This window comes from Vibrio sp. R15-SG3-ISO1A (assembly GCF_059833955.1).
Map to the genome: position 1 here is coordinate 22,257 of NZ_JCBDGH010000027.1, position 16,408 is coordinate 38,664.

Sequence of the window (16,408 nt, forward strand, 5' to 3'; positions counted from 1 at the left end):
CATTCGTTCATTGCGTTACTCCCTGCGCACTTTATCTCACTCAATTACTACGTTAATCGATGATTCATTCACCACTCATCCTGTTTATGGTGCTCCGAACGGCATACCCATGATTTGTCGTACCTAATCCAACTTCACTTTTTGTAAGCAACGACGCTACGTACCTTTAAAGCGAAGTGAATACTTATTTACACTCAGATTGGTATATACCAGATGGTATTTTCAATGTAAATTTATTTCAGAAATGCCTCAATAGAGGAATTTTTCGTTGAATTTGATGATTGTAAGGGTTCAGAGCGCGTGGTTTAACTGGTCGTTTGTTGAGCAAAACTGGCAACCAACTCACACTTGTGAGACAGATAAACGCTCAAAATTAAGACAAAAAAAAATCGGCGCTTGGCCGATGGAAATGAAAAATGAATCAAAGGAATGAATACAACAAGGAAGTTCTTATCGTTAATTCGCTAACAGCTACCCCACCAGCGCCATAGGCTGCGTTTGAAACTGTTGGTTGGCCACACGCATGCGATCATGCATCACCTTAATGGCTTGGCCAAACTGGAGTGATTTAGAAGGGTTGAGGTGAAATGCTTCGAGACTAACCTGGGCACACAGGCTGGCGCTATCCCCAACTTCCAAAACAATAAAATAACCTTGGCTAAGCTGATTCGACAGATAAACAAAATCGCCCTCTTCAAGGGGTTGTTCACCGTCAGAAATATTGTCGAAAAACCAGCTTTTCGGTTGAACCGGCTTGTGAAAACGCTTAGCCGCTACACAGTAGAGTGCGAGCTCAGCTTGACGCGGTTCACTAAGACCAAGGAGAGAGATTTGCTCTTTGTACGTTTGAAATGCAGACGCATCATCAACGCTAAATTCGTTAACGCCAACGGCACAGTCTACGATAAGTTTGCGGGAAAGGTTGGTTTTGAAGACCATGTTGTCACCGAGATCGAGCATAAGGTGCCCTTCGGTGTCATCATAGTACCAAGTCCATTTGTCACTGGGTTTAAGCATCGTTCCGTCTCTTCGCCTGATGGGTTTAGGTAAAACGCTTAATTACCTTTCCAAGTCTTAAGGCTGATTTTATGCACTCATTGGCAAAAAAAAAGAGGAAATGAATTCTCATTTCCTCTTAGATTGCTCGATTTATAGTGACATATTTATCAGGTGACGGTGTCACTCTATCCAGAAATACAGGGACAGATTATAGATTTTTGACAATATCTTTCACTAAGCCAGGGCCGTGGTAGATAAAACCAGAATAAACTTGTACTAGCTTTGCCCCTGCCATCAGTTTTTCTTTGGCGGCGACATATGAGTCGATACCACCCACACCAATCACAGGGATCGCATCCCCCAACTCTTCATGTAAACGTCGAACGACTTCGGTGCTGCGAGATTGCACTGGACGACCACTTAGGCCCCCTGCTTCGTTGGCGTGTTTCATTCCTTCCACAATCGATCGGTCTAGAGTCGTGTTAGTCGCAATAACACCATCGATGTTGTTCTTAAGGAGCGACTGACAGATCTGGCTGATCTCATCATCGCTCAGATCAGGAGCGATCTTAAGTGCTAGTGGCACGTACTTACTGTATTTTTCAGCAAGCTCCGCTTGTTTGGCTTTGAGTTCACTCAATAATTCATCGAGCGCTTCACCATATTGCAACGAACGTAGTCCCGGAGTGTTTGGTGAGGAGATGTTGACGGCAATATAACCCGCATATTGGTAAACCTTCTCCATACAGATTAGGTAGTCATCGGCACCTTTTTCTATCGGTGTGTCTTTGTTCTTACCGATATTGATACCAAGTACGCAGTCATACTTGGCTTTTTTAACATTCTCGACAAGATTATCGACGCCGAGGTTGTTGAAACCCATGCGGTTGATGATCCCTTGTGCTTCAACAAGACGGAACAAACGCGGCTTGTCGTTACCCGGTTGCGGACGTGGTGTGACCGTCCCTACTTCGACAAAACCAAAACCCATGGCATCAAAGGCTTCAATACATTCGCCATTTTTGTCCAGACCCGCCGCAAGGCCTACTGGGTTGCGGAAAGTCAGCCCCATGCACTCGACTGGGCGATGCGGGAGTTGCTGTCTGTAGAAAAGATCCAATGGTGTGCCGGTAAAACGTTTGAAGTTTTCAATGGCGAGATCGTGTGCCTTCTCGGCATCAAGTTGGAAAAAGCCAGCTCTGGCAAGACGGTAAAGCATTGTGCCTCCGAAAGAAAAAAGCCCCGTATAAACGGGGCAGTATTATTCAACGTTTTACCGAATAATTCAACGATTAACGCAAACGGTTACTCATTGGCAGAGCAGTTTAGGTTGAGGAGCATCAATTCACGCAATGCGACTGAGAACTTAGCGAATTCATGCACTGCCCCCACTTTAAACTCGTTGAGAATATTTTCCCACCGATGGAGCGACACTTCGTTTTTCTCAATCCAGTCATCGAGTGCTTTCATTACATCAAGATCTTTAGGATCGCAGTTGCAACTCAACACTTGCCCAGTTAACTGACGTTGCTGCCAATCAAGATCTTCTCTAAATGCTGCGCGAGCCAAGGCTTGCCAATGGTTGTCCACGGCTTGTGTATTGATTTGTTTCAAGAACCAGTGGAGAGACAAACGATCGCCTAAGTTGTAGTAGAGTTTTGCACTTTGCTCAACCGATTTGCCTTTTTCACGAGCCACTGTGGATATATCCAGTACTGAGTATAGACTCGACAAACGCGAAACATAACTCGCCAACGCTTCGGATACGCCCTGCTCAATCCAACGGTTTGCCATCTGGTTGTGCTCTTCCACTTCCGCCGGAACCAACATGGTATCAAGTTGCTGTTTGATGGTTGCTACATCTGCTTTATAGAGATCAATCATGGCTTTGACACATTGGCGACCAGTACGATTACGGATCAACCAACGTGACAGACGGCGCAGCGTACGTCGGACATAAAACATCATGTCATACTGAGCGTCGGTCGAAGCATGGTTATCAAGAGCACGAAGTTGAGTGAACACCTCACCCAAACCGAAGATCTCACGCGCGGCGACATACGCATTGGTAATATCGACGACATGCGCCCCCGTCTCCTCACGGAGTCGAGTCACAAAGTTGCACCCCATCTCATTCACCATTTGATTGGCGAGCATGGTTGCTATGATTTCGGCTTTCAGTGGATGGTTGTCCATCTGCTGAGCATAGTTACGGCGTAACTCTGTTGGGAAGTATTGGATCAGTTGCTGCGCATGCACCTGGTCATTGGCAATGTCGTCATGCACCAATTCTTCTTTCAGAACCATCTTGCCATAAGCCACCAGCACAGAGAGCTCAGGACGAGTCAGCGCTTTACCCTGCTTTTCTCGCTCTAATAAGGTTTCATCGTCAGGAATGTACTCTAACGCACGATCCAGTTGACCCGCTTTTTCCAACGTGTGGATGAAGCGAATTTGTTCCTTAACTAGTGATGTGCCTTGGTGTTCGGTGACAGAGATCGATTCAGATTGGCAATACGCATCTTCAAGAACAATCTCACCGACCTCATCTTCCATCGACTCTAGGATTTGATTGCGCTGTTTAACCGTTAAGTCACCATTCGCCACCAATCCGTTGAGGAAGATCTTAATGTTGACCTCATTGTCCGAGCAATCAACACCGCCGACGTTATCAACAAAGTCAGTATTGACGCGGCCACCTTTCAATGCGTACTCCACTCGACCGAGTTGAGTCATGCCCAAGTTGCCACCTTCACCGACCACTTTAGCGCGTAGATCGCGTCCATCAATACGCAATACATCGTTCGCACGGTCACCAACATCCGAATGCGTCTCCTTAGACGATTTCACGTAAGTACCGATACCGCCGTTCCACAACAAATCGACTTTCATTTGCAGGATCAGTTTGATCAGTTCATTCGGTGCAGCGGACGCTTTCTTCACCCCTAGCATTTTTTGGATCTCAGGGGAAAGTGGAATAGACTTCGACTTGCGAGAGAACACACCGCCGCCTTTGGAGATCAATTCCGGATTGTAATCTTCCCAACTTGAACGCGGTAGATTAAACAAACGTTGGCGCTCTTCCCAACTGCTCGCAGAATCAGGAGCAGGGTCGATGAAAATATGCAAATGGTTAAAGGCAGCCTGCAAGCGGATATGCTTCGATAGCAGCATGCCATTACCAAAGACATCCCCCGCCATATCACCCACACCAATCGCGGTAAAATCGGTCGTTTGACAGTTGATGCCCATTTCACGGAAATGTCGTTTGACCGACTCCCAACCACCCTTGGCCGTAATGCCCATTGCTTTGTGGTCGTAACCGTTCGAGCCCCCAGAGGCAAACGCATCTCCTAACCAGAAATTGTATTCTGCGGAGACTGAGTTCGCCAAATCCGAGAACGTCGCGGTGCCTTTATCCGCTGCAACAACAAGATACGGGTCATCCTCATCATGACGCACGACATGACTTGGCGCGATGACTTCCCCTTCAATGATGTTGTCAGACACATCAAGCAGTGCACGAATAAAACGTTTGTAACAGCGCTGACCTTCAGCAAAAATTTCGTCACGACCGCTCAATGTGTGCTGACGTTTACAAACAAAACCGCCTTTCGCGCCCACCGGCACAATCACGGTGTTTTTCACTTGCTGCGCTTTCACCAGACCTAAAATCTCGGTACGGAAATCTTCTTGACGATCAGACCAACGTAACCCACCTCGCGCGACTTTTCCGCCACGCAAGTGAACACCTTCAATGTCCGGCGCATAAACGAAAATTTCAAAAGCCGGAACCGGCTGAGGAATATCCGGGATCTTGCGTGGCTGAAGTTTTAACGAGAGCCAAGGTTTAGGCTGGTTTTGGTCGTCCACTTGATAGTAGTTGGTGCGAACCGTCGCGGTGATCATTTCCATGTAACGACGAATGATGCGGTCATCATCCAAGCTTTCAACGTGATCAAGCTGCTCAGTCATTTTCTCGACTAAGTCCGCTTGTCCTTTTTTGCTGCCTTTGAATTTAGGATCAAAGCGCTTAGCGAACAGCGTGACTAGGCCTTTGGCAAGATCAGGGTAATGGCTCAGTGTTTCTTCAATGTACTGTTGGCTAAATGGGAAGCCGACTTGACGCATGTATCGAGCGTAAGCACGGAGAATCGAGACTTCCCGGCCAGTTAGCGAAGCGCCAAGGACCAATCGGTTAAAGCCGTCGCTCTCTAAGTCTCCGGCCCAGATTGACGCAAAGGCTTGTTGGAAACGATCGCGTGCGACGCGAAGATCAACGGTTTTCTCACTCTTATGCAGCATCGAGAAATCGAGGATCCAATAAACTTGTCCGTTAGCTTTGTGTACTTCGTACGGAGATTCACCAATGACGCGCAGCCCCAAGTTTTCCAACATCGGCATCACATCCGAAAGATGAATCGGCTCATCACGGTGGTAAAGTTTGAGTCTCACCGATTTCGAATCTTTGGCCAGCTCTTGCGGGCGATAGAACAACATACCCAGTTTGTTGTCGTCACTGAGCGCTTCGAGGCGCTCAATATCGGCGACGGCCGAGCCTGGCATCACATCTTCTTTATAGGATCGTGGGAAAGCGCGGTTGTACTCTTTCGACAACGGCAACCCTTTACTCTCACCAAAGTTCGCAACGATCGCATCAGAGAGACGATCATCCCAAGTCGACGATGCTTCCATTAAATTTTGCTCTATTGTTTTCACATCAATGTCCATGTTGTTATTGTCAACACGAACGATGTAGTGGGTTCTTGCCAGTGGGCTTTCAGAGAAGTAAGTGGTGAACTCCACTTCTTGCTCACAACCAAAATACTGTTTCAAGATGCGTTGAGTTTGACGACGCAACTCGGTGTTGTAACGATCTTTTGTCACGTAGACCATGCAGCTAAAGAAACGACCGAACGGGTCTTTGCGCACAAACAGACGCAGCAAGTCACGGTCTTGCATCTGCACCACGCCCATACCGACTTCAAGCAACTCTTCTTCCTTTGCTTGCAGCAGTTCATCACGCGGATAGTTTTCTAGGATATTGTGTAGCGCTTTGTATGAGTAGGAACCTTCGCGATACCCGCTGGCTTTGAGGATTCGTTCAACCTTTTCACGAATCAGTGGAATGCTCGCCACACTTTGGTTGTACACCGCAGAAGTGTAAAGCCCAGTGAAACGATGCTCACCAATCACTTTGCCATTCTCATCAAATTTTTTGATCCCAATGTAATCGGTATACGCAGGACGATGAATACGAGAAGCGACGTTTCCTTTGGTCACAATCAATAAAAAGGGTTTCTTCGCTTCGAGGCGCGCAGAATCAGGGAAGTCAGACAGTTTCACGCTGCGTACACGATCGGGATTAGCAAACAAACCCAGACCTTGTTCTTTGGTCGGGCGCAGTTCTGTATCGCCGTCTGTAGAGACGAGGTCATACTCTTTATAACCCATGAAGGTGAAGTTGTGATCGCCAAGCCAACGCAAAAAGTTCAGTGTATCTTCATAGCGATCCCCTTCGACGGGAATACGCTCTTTTTGTGCTTCCAGCTGGTTGGTCACTAATTCAAGTTTCTCAACCATTTGACGCCAATCTTTGACCACCATACCGGTATCGGTGAGAATTTTGATCAGCTCATCTTTGAGTGACGTCATCGCCGATTTGTCACTGAGTCTATCCACTTCGATATGAAACAGCGATTGCAACGCGCCCTCACCCTCATTAATCGATTTAATCACCCCTTTGGCACCGCGTTCGATTTGCGTTGGACCATGCAACATCAGATGTGACGCCATGTCTAAACGGCTCAGCGCCATTTTGATTGAGTCGACAAGAAATGGACTGTCCGGGACAACAATTTCAACGATAGTGTGCGTCGATTGCCAACCTTGACGGCTTACCGTCGGGTTAAAGACGCGAACCGATATCTCATCGGGTTTCTTTTCATTGATGTGATGCCACAAACTGACGACCGCACCGTAGAGATCCGATTCGTTTCGTTCAATCAGGTCGTCTTGAGCAATATTACTGAACAGGTGTTGAGCAAGTTGAGTGACTAAAGGTTGATGAGCAAGCTCGAGTTTGTCTTGAATCAGCTTGTAGACTTTTTCAAGCAGAACCGGCATTAGGGTTTCACGCGCGGTCATATTCACACTCCACTATTAGAATTTTTTTAAGTAGGGGGATGTCGTAAGCATCGTTCTTTAGTTGTAAGAATAGTGCTTTACACGGGTAATGCCGCTTTATTGTAAAAGCTTTATTGATAAATGGTTAATTCTTTTAGGAGTGGTAGGAGGTGAAATGTTTGAGAATGTGATTAAGGTTCTATTTAAACTTCTATGAAATCAATCTCTCACAGAACTTCTAACTTAATAAACTTGTTATTTTGGTCAGTTGTTAATCTGAATCGTCCTTTCAAGCCGATTTGACTGACAAATGGTCGAAAACGCATCGCTGGCAGTTGCAAAAGAAGTCCATTGTCCGTGGTCACCAATATCTGGCTCGCCGCACCATTGTAGTGGTTGAGAAACGATTGATAAGAGATATTGAGCGAGAAATAGTAGTGGTTCATGAGTTATTAATGCATTACTGTATAAATAAACAGTAGCACGAATCCGTGCTACTGTTGGCTAGTGGATGCTTAGGCTTCTAGCGCCTTGCTGACTTTTTCGAACAAGTCTTTGGCCAAGTTATCCATAGATTTCAGCGCTTCTAACTCTTTGCGAATCAGGGCTTGTCTCTGCTCATCGTATTTACCTAGCTTGAGCAGAGGATCAATCAAACGCGACGCCACCTGAGGGTTCGAGCTGTTGAGCTCTCTTAAGATTTCGCCCGCGAACTCATAACCTTTACCAGATTTGTCATGGAAAGCGACAGGGTTCATGTTCAAGAAAGAACCAATCAAACTGCGCGTACGGTTAGGGTTTTTCAAGCTAAACGCACTGTGATTCATGGTCGACCTGATCACATCAAGTGCGTTGCCCGCTGGGTTGGTCCCTTGCAATATGAACCACTTGTCCATCACCAATCCATCATGTTTCCATTGCTCGCTGTAGTCACTCATTAAACGCTCGCGACACGGTAACTGCGCGCTATTTGCTGCGGTCATGGCCGCCATGGTGTCCGTCATGTTGTTGGCCTGATCATATTGCGCTTCAACGAGACGATTTCCCTGCTCTGTATACGCTAAATACGCCAGCGCCGTGTTTCTAAGTGTACGTTGGCCAATCGCTTGATGGTCAACTCGATAGTCACTTTGCACTAGAGCATGGTACAGCGCACTGAACTCATCCTCTAACTGCTGTGCAAGTTGAACTTTAATACCTTTAAGTACCGCAGCTATGGCATCCACATCAACCTGTTTGTACCAACCTGACACTTCATTGTGACTTGGCAGCGCTAACATCTCTGCAATAAACGCAGGTTCAAGAACATCAGACAAGAGCACGCCGCGGAACGCATCAATCAGCGCATCCGGTAGCGTGACATCGAGATTACCTTGCTGAATACGTTCAACATTACTGCGAATGTATTTTGCTAATAACATTTGGCCTGCATCCCAACGCGCGAAGTCATTGCGAGCATGAACCATAAGGAAGGTTAATTCATCGTCACTGTAATCGTACTCCAACTTCACTGGCGCGGAGAACTCTCTCAATAACGATGGGATCGGACGCTCAGTGACGTCTTCGAATACAAAACTCTGCTCACTTTGAGTGACATCGAGAACGTGATGAATCGGCTTTCCGTTACAGCGTAACTCAATAGCTTCTCCCGTTGGGGCGTACAACTCGACATCAAATGGAATGTGCAACGCTTGTTTGTCTTGCTGATCCTGCGTCGGCTCAGTCGATTGCTTGACATGCAAGGTAAACGTCTTGGCATCACTGTCGTAATCACTGGTCACACTGACCGTCGGCGTTCCTGACTGGCTGTACCAGAGACGGAATTGCTTGAGATCGACACCCGATGCATCTTCCATGGCGGAAACAAAATCTTCGCAAGTCGCCGCCGTGCCGTCGTGGCGTTCAAAGTAGAGCTTCATCCCTTTTTGGAAGCCCTCTTCACCCAATAACGTGTGCATCATTCGAATAACTTCGCTGCCTTTTTCGTACACGGTTAAAGTGTAGAAGTTATTCATCTCGATCACTTTGTCAGGACGAATTGGGTGAGACATCGGGCTGGCATCTTCGGCAAACTGCGGTCCACGAATAATGCGCACGTTGTTGATACGATTGACAGCGCGCGAACCAAGATCAGAAGAAAACTCTTGATCGCGGAACACGGTCAACCCTTCTTTGAGACTGAGTTGGAACCAGTCACGACAGGTCACGCGGTTACCCGTCCAGTTGTGGAAGTACTCATGGCCAATGACCGCTTCAATACCAAGATAATCGCTATCTGTAGCGGTGTTCTCATTGGCCAACACATACTTGGAATTAAAGATGTTGAGTCCTTTATTCTCCATCGCGCCCATATTGAAGAAGTCGACTGCGACAATCATGTAAATATCAAGGTCATACTCAAGGCCGAAACGCTCTTCGTCCCACTTCATTGAGTTGATTAAGGATGTCATCGCGTGAGGCGCTCTGTCCAAGTTGCCTTTGTCGACAAAAATCTCTAAATCTACAGGGCGGCCAGAGCGAGTCACGAAGGTATCGCGCAGAACATCAAAATCCCCAGCGACCAAAGCAAACAGGTACGCCGGCTTAGGGTGTGGGTCTTGCCACTGAACCCAATGACGGCCATGATCTAAATCGCCAGCGGCCACTCGGTTCCCGTTACTCAATAAATACGGGTATTGCGCCTTGTCTGCAATCACTTTAGTGGTGTACTTGGCCAACACATCAGGTCTGTCCAAGTAATAGGTGATTCGACGAAAACCTTCCGCTTCACATTGGGTGCAAAACGCACCGCCTGATTTATACAAGCCTTCAAGCGCGGTATTGGCTTCAGGATCAATGTGCGTCACTATGGTCAGTGTAAACTCGCGCGGCAACTGGTTGATGGTCAGCGTGCTCTCCGTTTGCTGATAATCGCTCCAAACCTCACCATTCACTTGCAGCGAAACCAAAGTTAAGTTCTCACCATCGAGCTGTAAGGTACTGCTCTCTTTGCATTGCTGAACCTGAGAGATAGCCGTAACCACCGTTTGGTTATCATGCAAATCAAAGGTGAGGTCTATAGTAGAAATCGTATGAGAAGGCGATTGATAATCTTTGCGATATTTGGCTTTTGGAGTCTGAGCCATGTCTGAATCCTTTTGACTGAATATGGGATGAGCCAACACGGGCATCAAGCACTCGTGGGCAAACGTAATTAGCTTACCTCTAGCCAATCAAAAAAACGAGGTATTGACGACAATAACCTCGCTTTTTATTCATCTAGACCACGTTTTGTCTATATATCACCCATCGATTCGCCGATATCACTAGCGAACGCGATCGAGCACCGCATAAAGTGCCCCTTCTTCCATTTCTAGTGTCAAGGTATCACTGTCGAGTACGTAACGTGTTTCGTGCTCGCCATTTTCGTAGAGAAGTACAAGGTGTTCACCTTCTGTGTAATAGACACCGCGGTGCACCGCTTCATCCCCTTCATCGTTGCTGACACGGAACATAAACACAAAGTCGGGTTGCAGCACTAAATCCATCTTATCGACATCACTGGCTGAGACATCGTGTCCACCTAAACTCTGACTCGACCAAATGCCAGCCAGTGAATTGGAGAGCGCCTTAGTAAATGTCACACCGTTGAGATTAAGCAAATGGTGATTACCCGAATAGCGGTACGCTTGTGGCTCAGAAGAGTTGAGTCCGAGTATTAGGGTATCATCGTTGGCTGTGTAGAGACCTTGCCAATGATCCACCGAGTAGTCTCGCTTCTGAATGTCGATTTGAAACTGATAGTTGGAGCTTAACGAAAGCTTGATGGCGAGAAAGTTTTCTGCTGATTCATCAGGACTCGGATTAACGAGATACCAGTCCCCCAACAAGAAAGGGTGATCAAATTGAGTAAGATCACTGTTGTCGTGTACTTCGGGCGAGAGCCTTTCTGCACTGACCCACGCGCTACCCATCAAAAGAATTAGTCCGATCCATTTCATCACGCATCCCTCACTCTTTTCTTAAAGCTTAGGCATGGTTTTACGAATACGCGAAAAATTAGATCCAAATCACATTAATTGTCTACACAAAAAAAGCGAGCACATAGGCTCGCTCGGTGTTATTTGTGGATTACAAGACAGGTAACAGGAAAGATGCCGACTTACTGCAACTTCAACATGTCCACCATGATCGCCACCGACTCATCCAAATAAGCGTCAGGCGCTTCGTAGTCTTTGGGTAAGTCGTCAAGATCGGTGTACGGCTCCTCACCCAATGCTTTTTGACGTAAATTGATGCGAGCCAGGCGTTCTTTATCTGCCTGTTCACTCTCCGCTTTACGCACTTTTTCATTGAGAGACAAAGCGTTGTCATCTTTTTCAGCACGATACTTTTCAATATCTTGCGCGATAAAACCGAACTCTAAATCGTTGGCAATACGCGCTTTGTGCTTGTTGTCTAATGCAGAAATCAAGGTATCGTTACGTGCTAACACGGTGTAATTGGCGCGATCAATACTATCCCAAGGTAGAGCGTTATCTTCGACACTCTCCCCGGTTTCATCCGCGTCTACAGCGGTTGGGAAAGGAATGTCAGGTGCTACACCTTTGTTTTGCGTACTGCCACCATCGATTCGATAGAATTTTTGAATCGTGTACTGCACGTAGCCCAACTCTTTATCAAACAAATCGTAGATATGGTTGAGAGAGCGGTGCTGCTGCACAGTGCCTTTACCAAATGAGTTCTCACCGAGAATGATCGCTCGCCCGTAATCTTGCATCGCAGCGGCAAAAATTTCTGACGCGGACGCACTATAACGGTTAATCAATACCGTCATCGGGCCGTCGTAGCTGATTTTGTCGTCTGTGTCTGCATTCACGTTCACACGGCCATAACTGTCGCGAACTTGCACCACCGGACCGCTAGTAATAAAGAGACCAGACAGCGCAGTGGCTTCGGTTAACGCACCGCCGCCGTTATTACGGAGATCGACAATGATGCCATCGACACCTTTCGCTTTGAGTTGGGAGATTTGCTCGTCGGTATCTTTAGATAGTCCGACATAAAAACTCGGCACTTCGAGCACACCAATCTTCTTGCCATCACGCTCAATCACTTCTGATTTGACCGCACGATCTTCTAAACGAATTTTGTCGCGCACGATAGTAATGACTTGCGATTTCGCCTCTTTACCCTCAGGCAAGATTTGCAAATTCACCTTGGTGCCTTTCGGCCCTTTGATCAATTGAACCACATCATCAAGGCGCCAACCGATAACATCAACGATCGCTTCACCATCTTGGCCGACACCGATAATACGATCCCCTTCGGACAACTGCTTGCTATTCGATGCCGGTCCACCAGCCACTAATGAACGAATGACAGTATAGTCATCGGTCATCTGCAACACTGCACCAATTCCTTCGAGCGATAAATTCATCTCAGTTTGAAATTGATCCGCACTGCGCGGAGAGAGGTAACTGGTGTGCGGGTCAACTTCACGCGCAAAGGCATTCATATACAACTGGAAGGCATCTTCATTGTGCGTTTGGCTGAGACGCTTAAGCGCATTGTTGTAACGTTTCTCAAGCACCTCTTTGATCTCTTTCCACTCTTTACCTGTGAGTTTGAGATTCAATGCATCATACTTAACACGTTTACGCCACAACTCATCCAACTCAGCTTTATCTTTTGGCCAAGCGGCTTTGCTGCGGTCAAGCTCAATGCTTTCATCGACATCAAACGTCATTTCGTCATCAAGCAGCGCCAGAGCAGTTTGAAAACGTTCATAACGACGCTTCATCGACAAGTTATAGACATCAAACGCAATTTGGTTGTTGCCGGATTTGAGCTGATCGTCAATCCCTACCGCCCACTCTTTGAACGAGTCAATATCCGCTTGAGTAAAGATATTTTTGTTGTAGTCGAGCATTTCGATGTAGCGATCGAAAATGGCTTGAGAGAAGGTATCGTCGAGAGTGAAATGTTTATAGTGAGAGCGTGTGAATCGAGAAGTCACGCGCTTACTGGCAGTTTCGTGTTGAGTCTCGGGAGCGAGTACGGGTAAGTCTTTTAGACTCAGTTTAGCTTCAAGAGCATGGGCTGAAGACGCTGCCAGCCAGAGGCCGGCAGCAATCAGCGAGAATTTTGAACGGCATTTCATGCGTAGGAGATTCTCCTTTATGCGCGCAAGTGCTCCGCTTTCACAACCATTTGTAGGCCGTTAGACAGTTGGACGCGCACATCTTCCTTATTGATTTCAACGATAGTCGCAGCCATATTTCCTTTGCCCATGTTCACGTTCACTTGGTTGCCGACGGTCATTTCGTCTGCATTCAATGCGCGCGTTTCTACAGGCTGTTTGGCTTTCTGTTCTTTACTTTGTTGTGGGCGGCGGCTCTGCGGCTTCTTCGCTGCCGGTTTCGCTTTGGCCTTCCCTTCTTCGCGCGCTTTTTGAGCTTGTTCTTTACGACGAGCCTGAACTTTTGCTTTGCTCTCTGCTAGTGCAGTTTTCGCATGTTCAACGTGCTCTTCTTCTAGTTCACCCGCTGGGTTACCGTCTAAATCTACACGTACTGCACCTGGCTTAACACCATGTAGGTAACGCCATGATGAAGTGTACTGTCTTAACGCTGCACGAAGCTGGGTCTTACTCACTTTTGGGTCGTCATTGAGACGGTCCGCAAGATCTTGAAAAATACCGATTTTAAGCGGCTTTGCTTCACCTTCTAAAGTAAAGCACTTAGGGAAACATTCAGCAATATATGCAATCACTTCTTTGCTGTTTTTTAACTTTTCAGTGTTTTCCATGAGGATTCCTGGTTATTGCGGCTTGTCCGCGAGCATTAAGAGTTTTAATTGAGGTATTATAGTGACCTGCAAATGAAAAACCACAGCCAATAGGCAAATTATGCCGCGATAGCGTGCGAATTAAGCAGCTTTTCCACTTCAGTCATCAAAAATGTTAGCCCCTGCTCGTCAATTTCGCTGAAACGCCCCACACTTGGGCTATCAATATCAAGCACGCCTTGGATTTCACCATTGATTGAAAAAGGAATCACTATCTCTGAATTACTCTCGGCGTCACACGCAATGTGTCCCTCGAACTCGTGTACGTCATGGATACGTTGAACGCTGTTGGTGGCGACTGCAGTACCACACACCCCTTTACCGACGGGGATACGCACACACGCAGGCTTTCCTTGGAATGGACCCAATACCAATTCACCGTCTTTCATCAGATAAAAGCCCACCCAGTTAAGATTCTCCAGCTCCATATTCAATAACGCACTGACATTGGAGAGATTGGCGATAAGGTCTGTTTCTGATTCGATTAGTGCAACCGCTTGCTTGGTTAAACGTTGGTATTGTTCTATGTTCATTGTATATACATCCGATTGAAAACTAGAGACTTCCACACGGTTTGTGCGTACAATCCGCACAAACTAAATAGTAAGCATTCTCATTATAATGATTGATAATCCCAACACTATTAGCCGTTCTTGGTTGATAACTCAAGTAAAACTTCATAAGACCAAGTTAATCGCTGCGAATTTGGTGGCGATTGCTGCGACTTTAATCAGTGTCCCTATCCCACTCTTGATGCCATTGATGGTCGATGAAGTGCTATTAGACCAACCCGGTGCCGGGCTGCGTGCCATGCAATGGCTCTTGCCGAGCAACTTTCATACCCCTACCGGCTATATAGTGTTGACCTTACTACTGGTCATTGTGATGCGCACGGCAAGCCAGGCGCTGAACATCGTTCAGAGCCGTCAGTTCACTCTGGTCTCCAAAACCATTACTTTTGAAATGCGACGTAAGATGATCGACAAATTGGGTCGCATCAGCATGAAGGAATACGAGACAAGAGGCAGTGGCGGCATCAATGCCCACTTGATTACCGATGTTGAAACCATTGACCAGTTTATTGGCTCTACGTTAAGCAAGTTCCTGATAAGCCTACTGACCGTTCTCGGCACCGCTGTTGTTTTGCTCTGGTTAGATTGGCGCTTGGGGCTGTTCATCTTACTGGTTAATCCGGTGGTCATTTACTTCTCCCGCTTGCTGGGCGGCAAAGTGAAACATCTTAAAAAGCGCGAAAACCAATCGTTCGAGCGCTTTCAAAATCGGTTGATTGAGACACTCGATGGCATCTATCAATTGCGCGCCGCAAATAAAGAAAAAGCGTACCTCAAACAGTTAACCGAACAGGCCGATCAAATCCGATCCGATGCTGACAAGTACGCCTGGCAATCTGAAGCGGCTGGGCGTGTCTCCTTCTTACTGTTCCTACTTGGCTTTGAGCTGTTTCGCGCTGTCGCTATGTTAATGGTGCTGTTTAGCGACCTGACGATTGGTCAAATTTTCGCGGTGTTTGGCTATCTGTGGTTTATGCTCAGCCCTGTGCAAGAATTGTTGGGCATTCAGTTTTCGTGGTACAGCGCTAAAGCGGCATTGACTCGCATCAATAGCCTATTGAGTATTGGCGAAGAGCAGCGCCCAGTGTCAACCGTCAATCCATTCACGCCAGACCGAGAAGTCGACGTCTCTATAGAAAAGGTCAACTTTGCTTATAATGAGGAAAACAAGGTGTTGCGCGATTTATCGCTCAACATCCCGGCAGGCAAAAAAGTCGCATTGGTTGGAGCAAGTGGCGGAGGCAAATCTACCTTAATTCAATTGTTAATCGGTGTTTATCAGCCGGACTCTGGCATCATTCGTTTCAATGGTGAGCCATGTCAGGATATCAGTTTCGATATCATTAGAGATCAAATTGCTGTTGTATTACAACAACCTATACTATTTAACGATAGCCTGAGGCATAATCTGACCCTTGGCTCAGACTACCCGGATGAGCGGCTGTGGCAAGCCCTTGAGATTGCTCAAATGCACGATGTCATTCGTCAACTCAGTGAGGGGCTCGAGACGCAAGTGGGCCGCAACGGGATTCGTTTGTCCGGTGGACAGCGCCAACGGTTGGCCATTGCGCGCATGGTGCTGAGCAATCCAAAATTTGTTATTTTAGACGAAGCAACGTCAGCATTGGATACCGCAACGGAAGCTGCCCTCCACCGTGCTTTGACGGAATTTTTGAAGGGACGCACAACTCTGATCGTTGCTCATCGCTTATCTGCCGTAAAACAGGCGGATCTGATTTACGTTTTAGAAGATGGACAAGTCACTCAGGCAGGGACACATGGCGAACTGGTCGAACAGCAAGGTTTATATCAAACGCTATACGGCGCGGTACAAACTCACGCCTAAACCGCGCCTTTACAGTGACAACGTCACACAAAGAGGC

Annotated in this window: 10 protein-coding genes; 1 reads left to right on the forward strand and 9 read right to left on the reverse strand. The window is 47.0% G+C overall.

Annotated elements, in window-relative coordinates; genetic code table 11:
- Positions 1-471: 471 nt before the first annotated feature.
- The 9 genes from AC6R0L_RS02730 to AC6R0L_RS02770 all read right to left on the reverse strand — a co-directional run bounded on the left by AC6R0L_RS02730 (position 472) and on the right by AC6R0L_RS02770 (position 14,486).
- Positions 472-1,017: a cell division protein ZapC gene (locus AC6R0L_RS02730; RefSeq protein WP_500626311.1), complete on the reverse strand. Its 546-nt coding sequence runs from the start codon at positions 1,015-1,017 to the stop codon at positions 472-474.
- A 190-nt stretch (positions 1,018-1,207) separates the two neighbouring features.
- Positions 1,208-2,218 (reverse strand): quinone-dependent dihydroorotate dehydrogenase, encoded by a 1,011-nt coding sequence (pyrD, locus tag AC6R0L_RS02735; protein ID WP_500626312.1) that lies wholly within the window; start codon positions 2,216-2,218, stop codon positions 1,208-1,210.
- Between the two features lie 86 nt (positions 2,219-2,304).
- The gene (locus AC6R0L_RS02740; protein WP_500628138.1) at positions 2,305-7,146 is read right to left on the reverse strand and encodes an NAD-glutamate dehydrogenase; all 4,842 of its coding nucleotides are present in this window, start codon (positions 7,144-7,146) and stop codon (positions 2,305-2,307) included.
- Between the two features lie 206 nt (positions 7,147-7,352).
- A complete protein-coding gene (locus AC6R0L_RS02745) occupies positions 7,353-7,571 on the reverse strand; it encodes a DUF2835 domain-containing protein (protein WP_500628139.1) in 219 nt (72 codons plus the stop codon).
- A 69-nt stretch (positions 7,572-7,640) separates the two neighbouring features.
- Positions 7,641-10,250 carry an aminopeptidase N gene (gene pepN / locus AC6R0L_RS02750; RefSeq protein WP_500628140.1) on the reverse strand — a complete coding sequence of 870 codons (2,610 nt, stop codon included), beginning with the start codon at positions 10,248-10,250 and terminating at the stop codon, positions 7,641-7,643.
- A 180-nt stretch (positions 10,251-10,430) separates the two neighbouring features.
- Positions 10,431-11,105, reverse strand: coding sequence for a hypothetical protein (locus AC6R0L_RS02755; protein ID WP_487902002.1), 675 nt, complete (start codon positions 11,103-11,105; stop codon positions 10,431-10,433).
- A 161-nt stretch (positions 11,106-11,266) separates the two neighbouring features.
- Positions 11,267-13,267, reverse strand: coding sequence for a carboxy terminal-processing peptidase (prc, locus tag AC6R0L_RS02760; RefSeq protein WP_500628141.1), 2,001 nt, complete (start codon positions 13,265-13,267; stop codon positions 11,267-11,269).
- A 17-nt stretch (positions 13,268-13,284) separates the two neighbouring features.
- Positions 13,285-13,914 (reverse strand): RNA chaperone ProQ, encoded by a 630-nt coding sequence (gene proQ / locus AC6R0L_RS02765; protein WP_334555385.1) that lies wholly within the window; start codon positions 13,912-13,914, stop codon positions 13,285-13,287.
- A 98-nt stretch (positions 13,915-14,012) separates the two neighbouring features.
- On the reverse strand, positions 14,013-14,486 hold the full coding sequence (locus tag AC6R0L_RS02770) for a free L-methionine (R)-S-oxide reductase MsrC (protein ID WP_334555386.1): 474 nt from the start codon (positions 14,484-14,486) through the stop codon (positions 14,013-14,015).
- An 88-nt stretch (positions 14,487-14,574) separates the two neighbouring features.
- Here AC6R0L_RS02770 and AC6R0L_RS02775 point away from each other — a divergent pair, with 88 nt between their 5' ends.
- On the forward strand, positions 14,575-16,371 hold the full coding sequence (locus AC6R0L_RS02775; protein WP_500628142.1) for an ABC transporter ATP-binding protein: 1,797 nt from the start codon (positions 14,575-14,577) through the stop codon (positions 16,369-16,371).
- Positions 16,372-16,408 lie beyond the last annotated feature (37 nt).

Coding starts and splice junctions, on each gene's coding strand:
- AC6R0L_RS02730 (WP_500626311.1), bottom strand. CDS start 1,017: ATGCTTAAACCCAGTGACAAATGGACTTGGTACTATGATGACACCGAA.
- pepN (WP_500628140.1), bottom strand. CDS start 10,250: ATGGCTCAGACTCCAAAAGCCAAATATCGCAAAGATTATCAATCGCCT.
- AC6R0L_RS02775 (WP_500628142.1), top strand. CDS start 14,575: ATGATTGATAATCCCAACACTATTAGCCGTTCTTGGTTGATAACTCAA.
- AC6R0L_RS02745 (WP_500628139.1), bottom strand. CDS start 7,571: ATGAACCACTACTATTTCTCGCTCAATATCTCTTATCAATCGTTTCTC.
- AC6R0L_RS02740 (WP_500628138.1), bottom strand. CDS start 7,146: ATGACCGCGCGTGAAACCCTAATGCCGGTTCTGCTTGAAAAAGTCTAC.
- proQ (WP_334555385.1), bottom strand. CDS start 13,914: ATGGAAAACACTGAAAAGTTAAAAAACAGCAAAGAAGTGATTGCATAT.
- AC6R0L_RS02755 (WP_487902002.1), bottom strand. CDS start 11,105: ATGAAATGGATCGGACTAATTCTTTTGATGGGTAGCGCGTGGGTCAGT.
- AC6R0L_RS02770 (WP_334555386.1), bottom strand. CDS start 14,486: ATGAACATAGAACAATACCAACGTTTAACCAAGCAAGCGGTTGCACTA.
- pyrD (WP_500626312.1), bottom strand. CDS start 2,218: ATGCTTTACCGTCTTGCCAGAGCTGGCTTTTTCCAACTTGATGCCGAG.
- prc (WP_500628141.1), bottom strand. CDS start 13,267: ATGAAATGCCGTTCAAAATTCTCGCTGATTGCTGCCGGCCTCTGGCTG.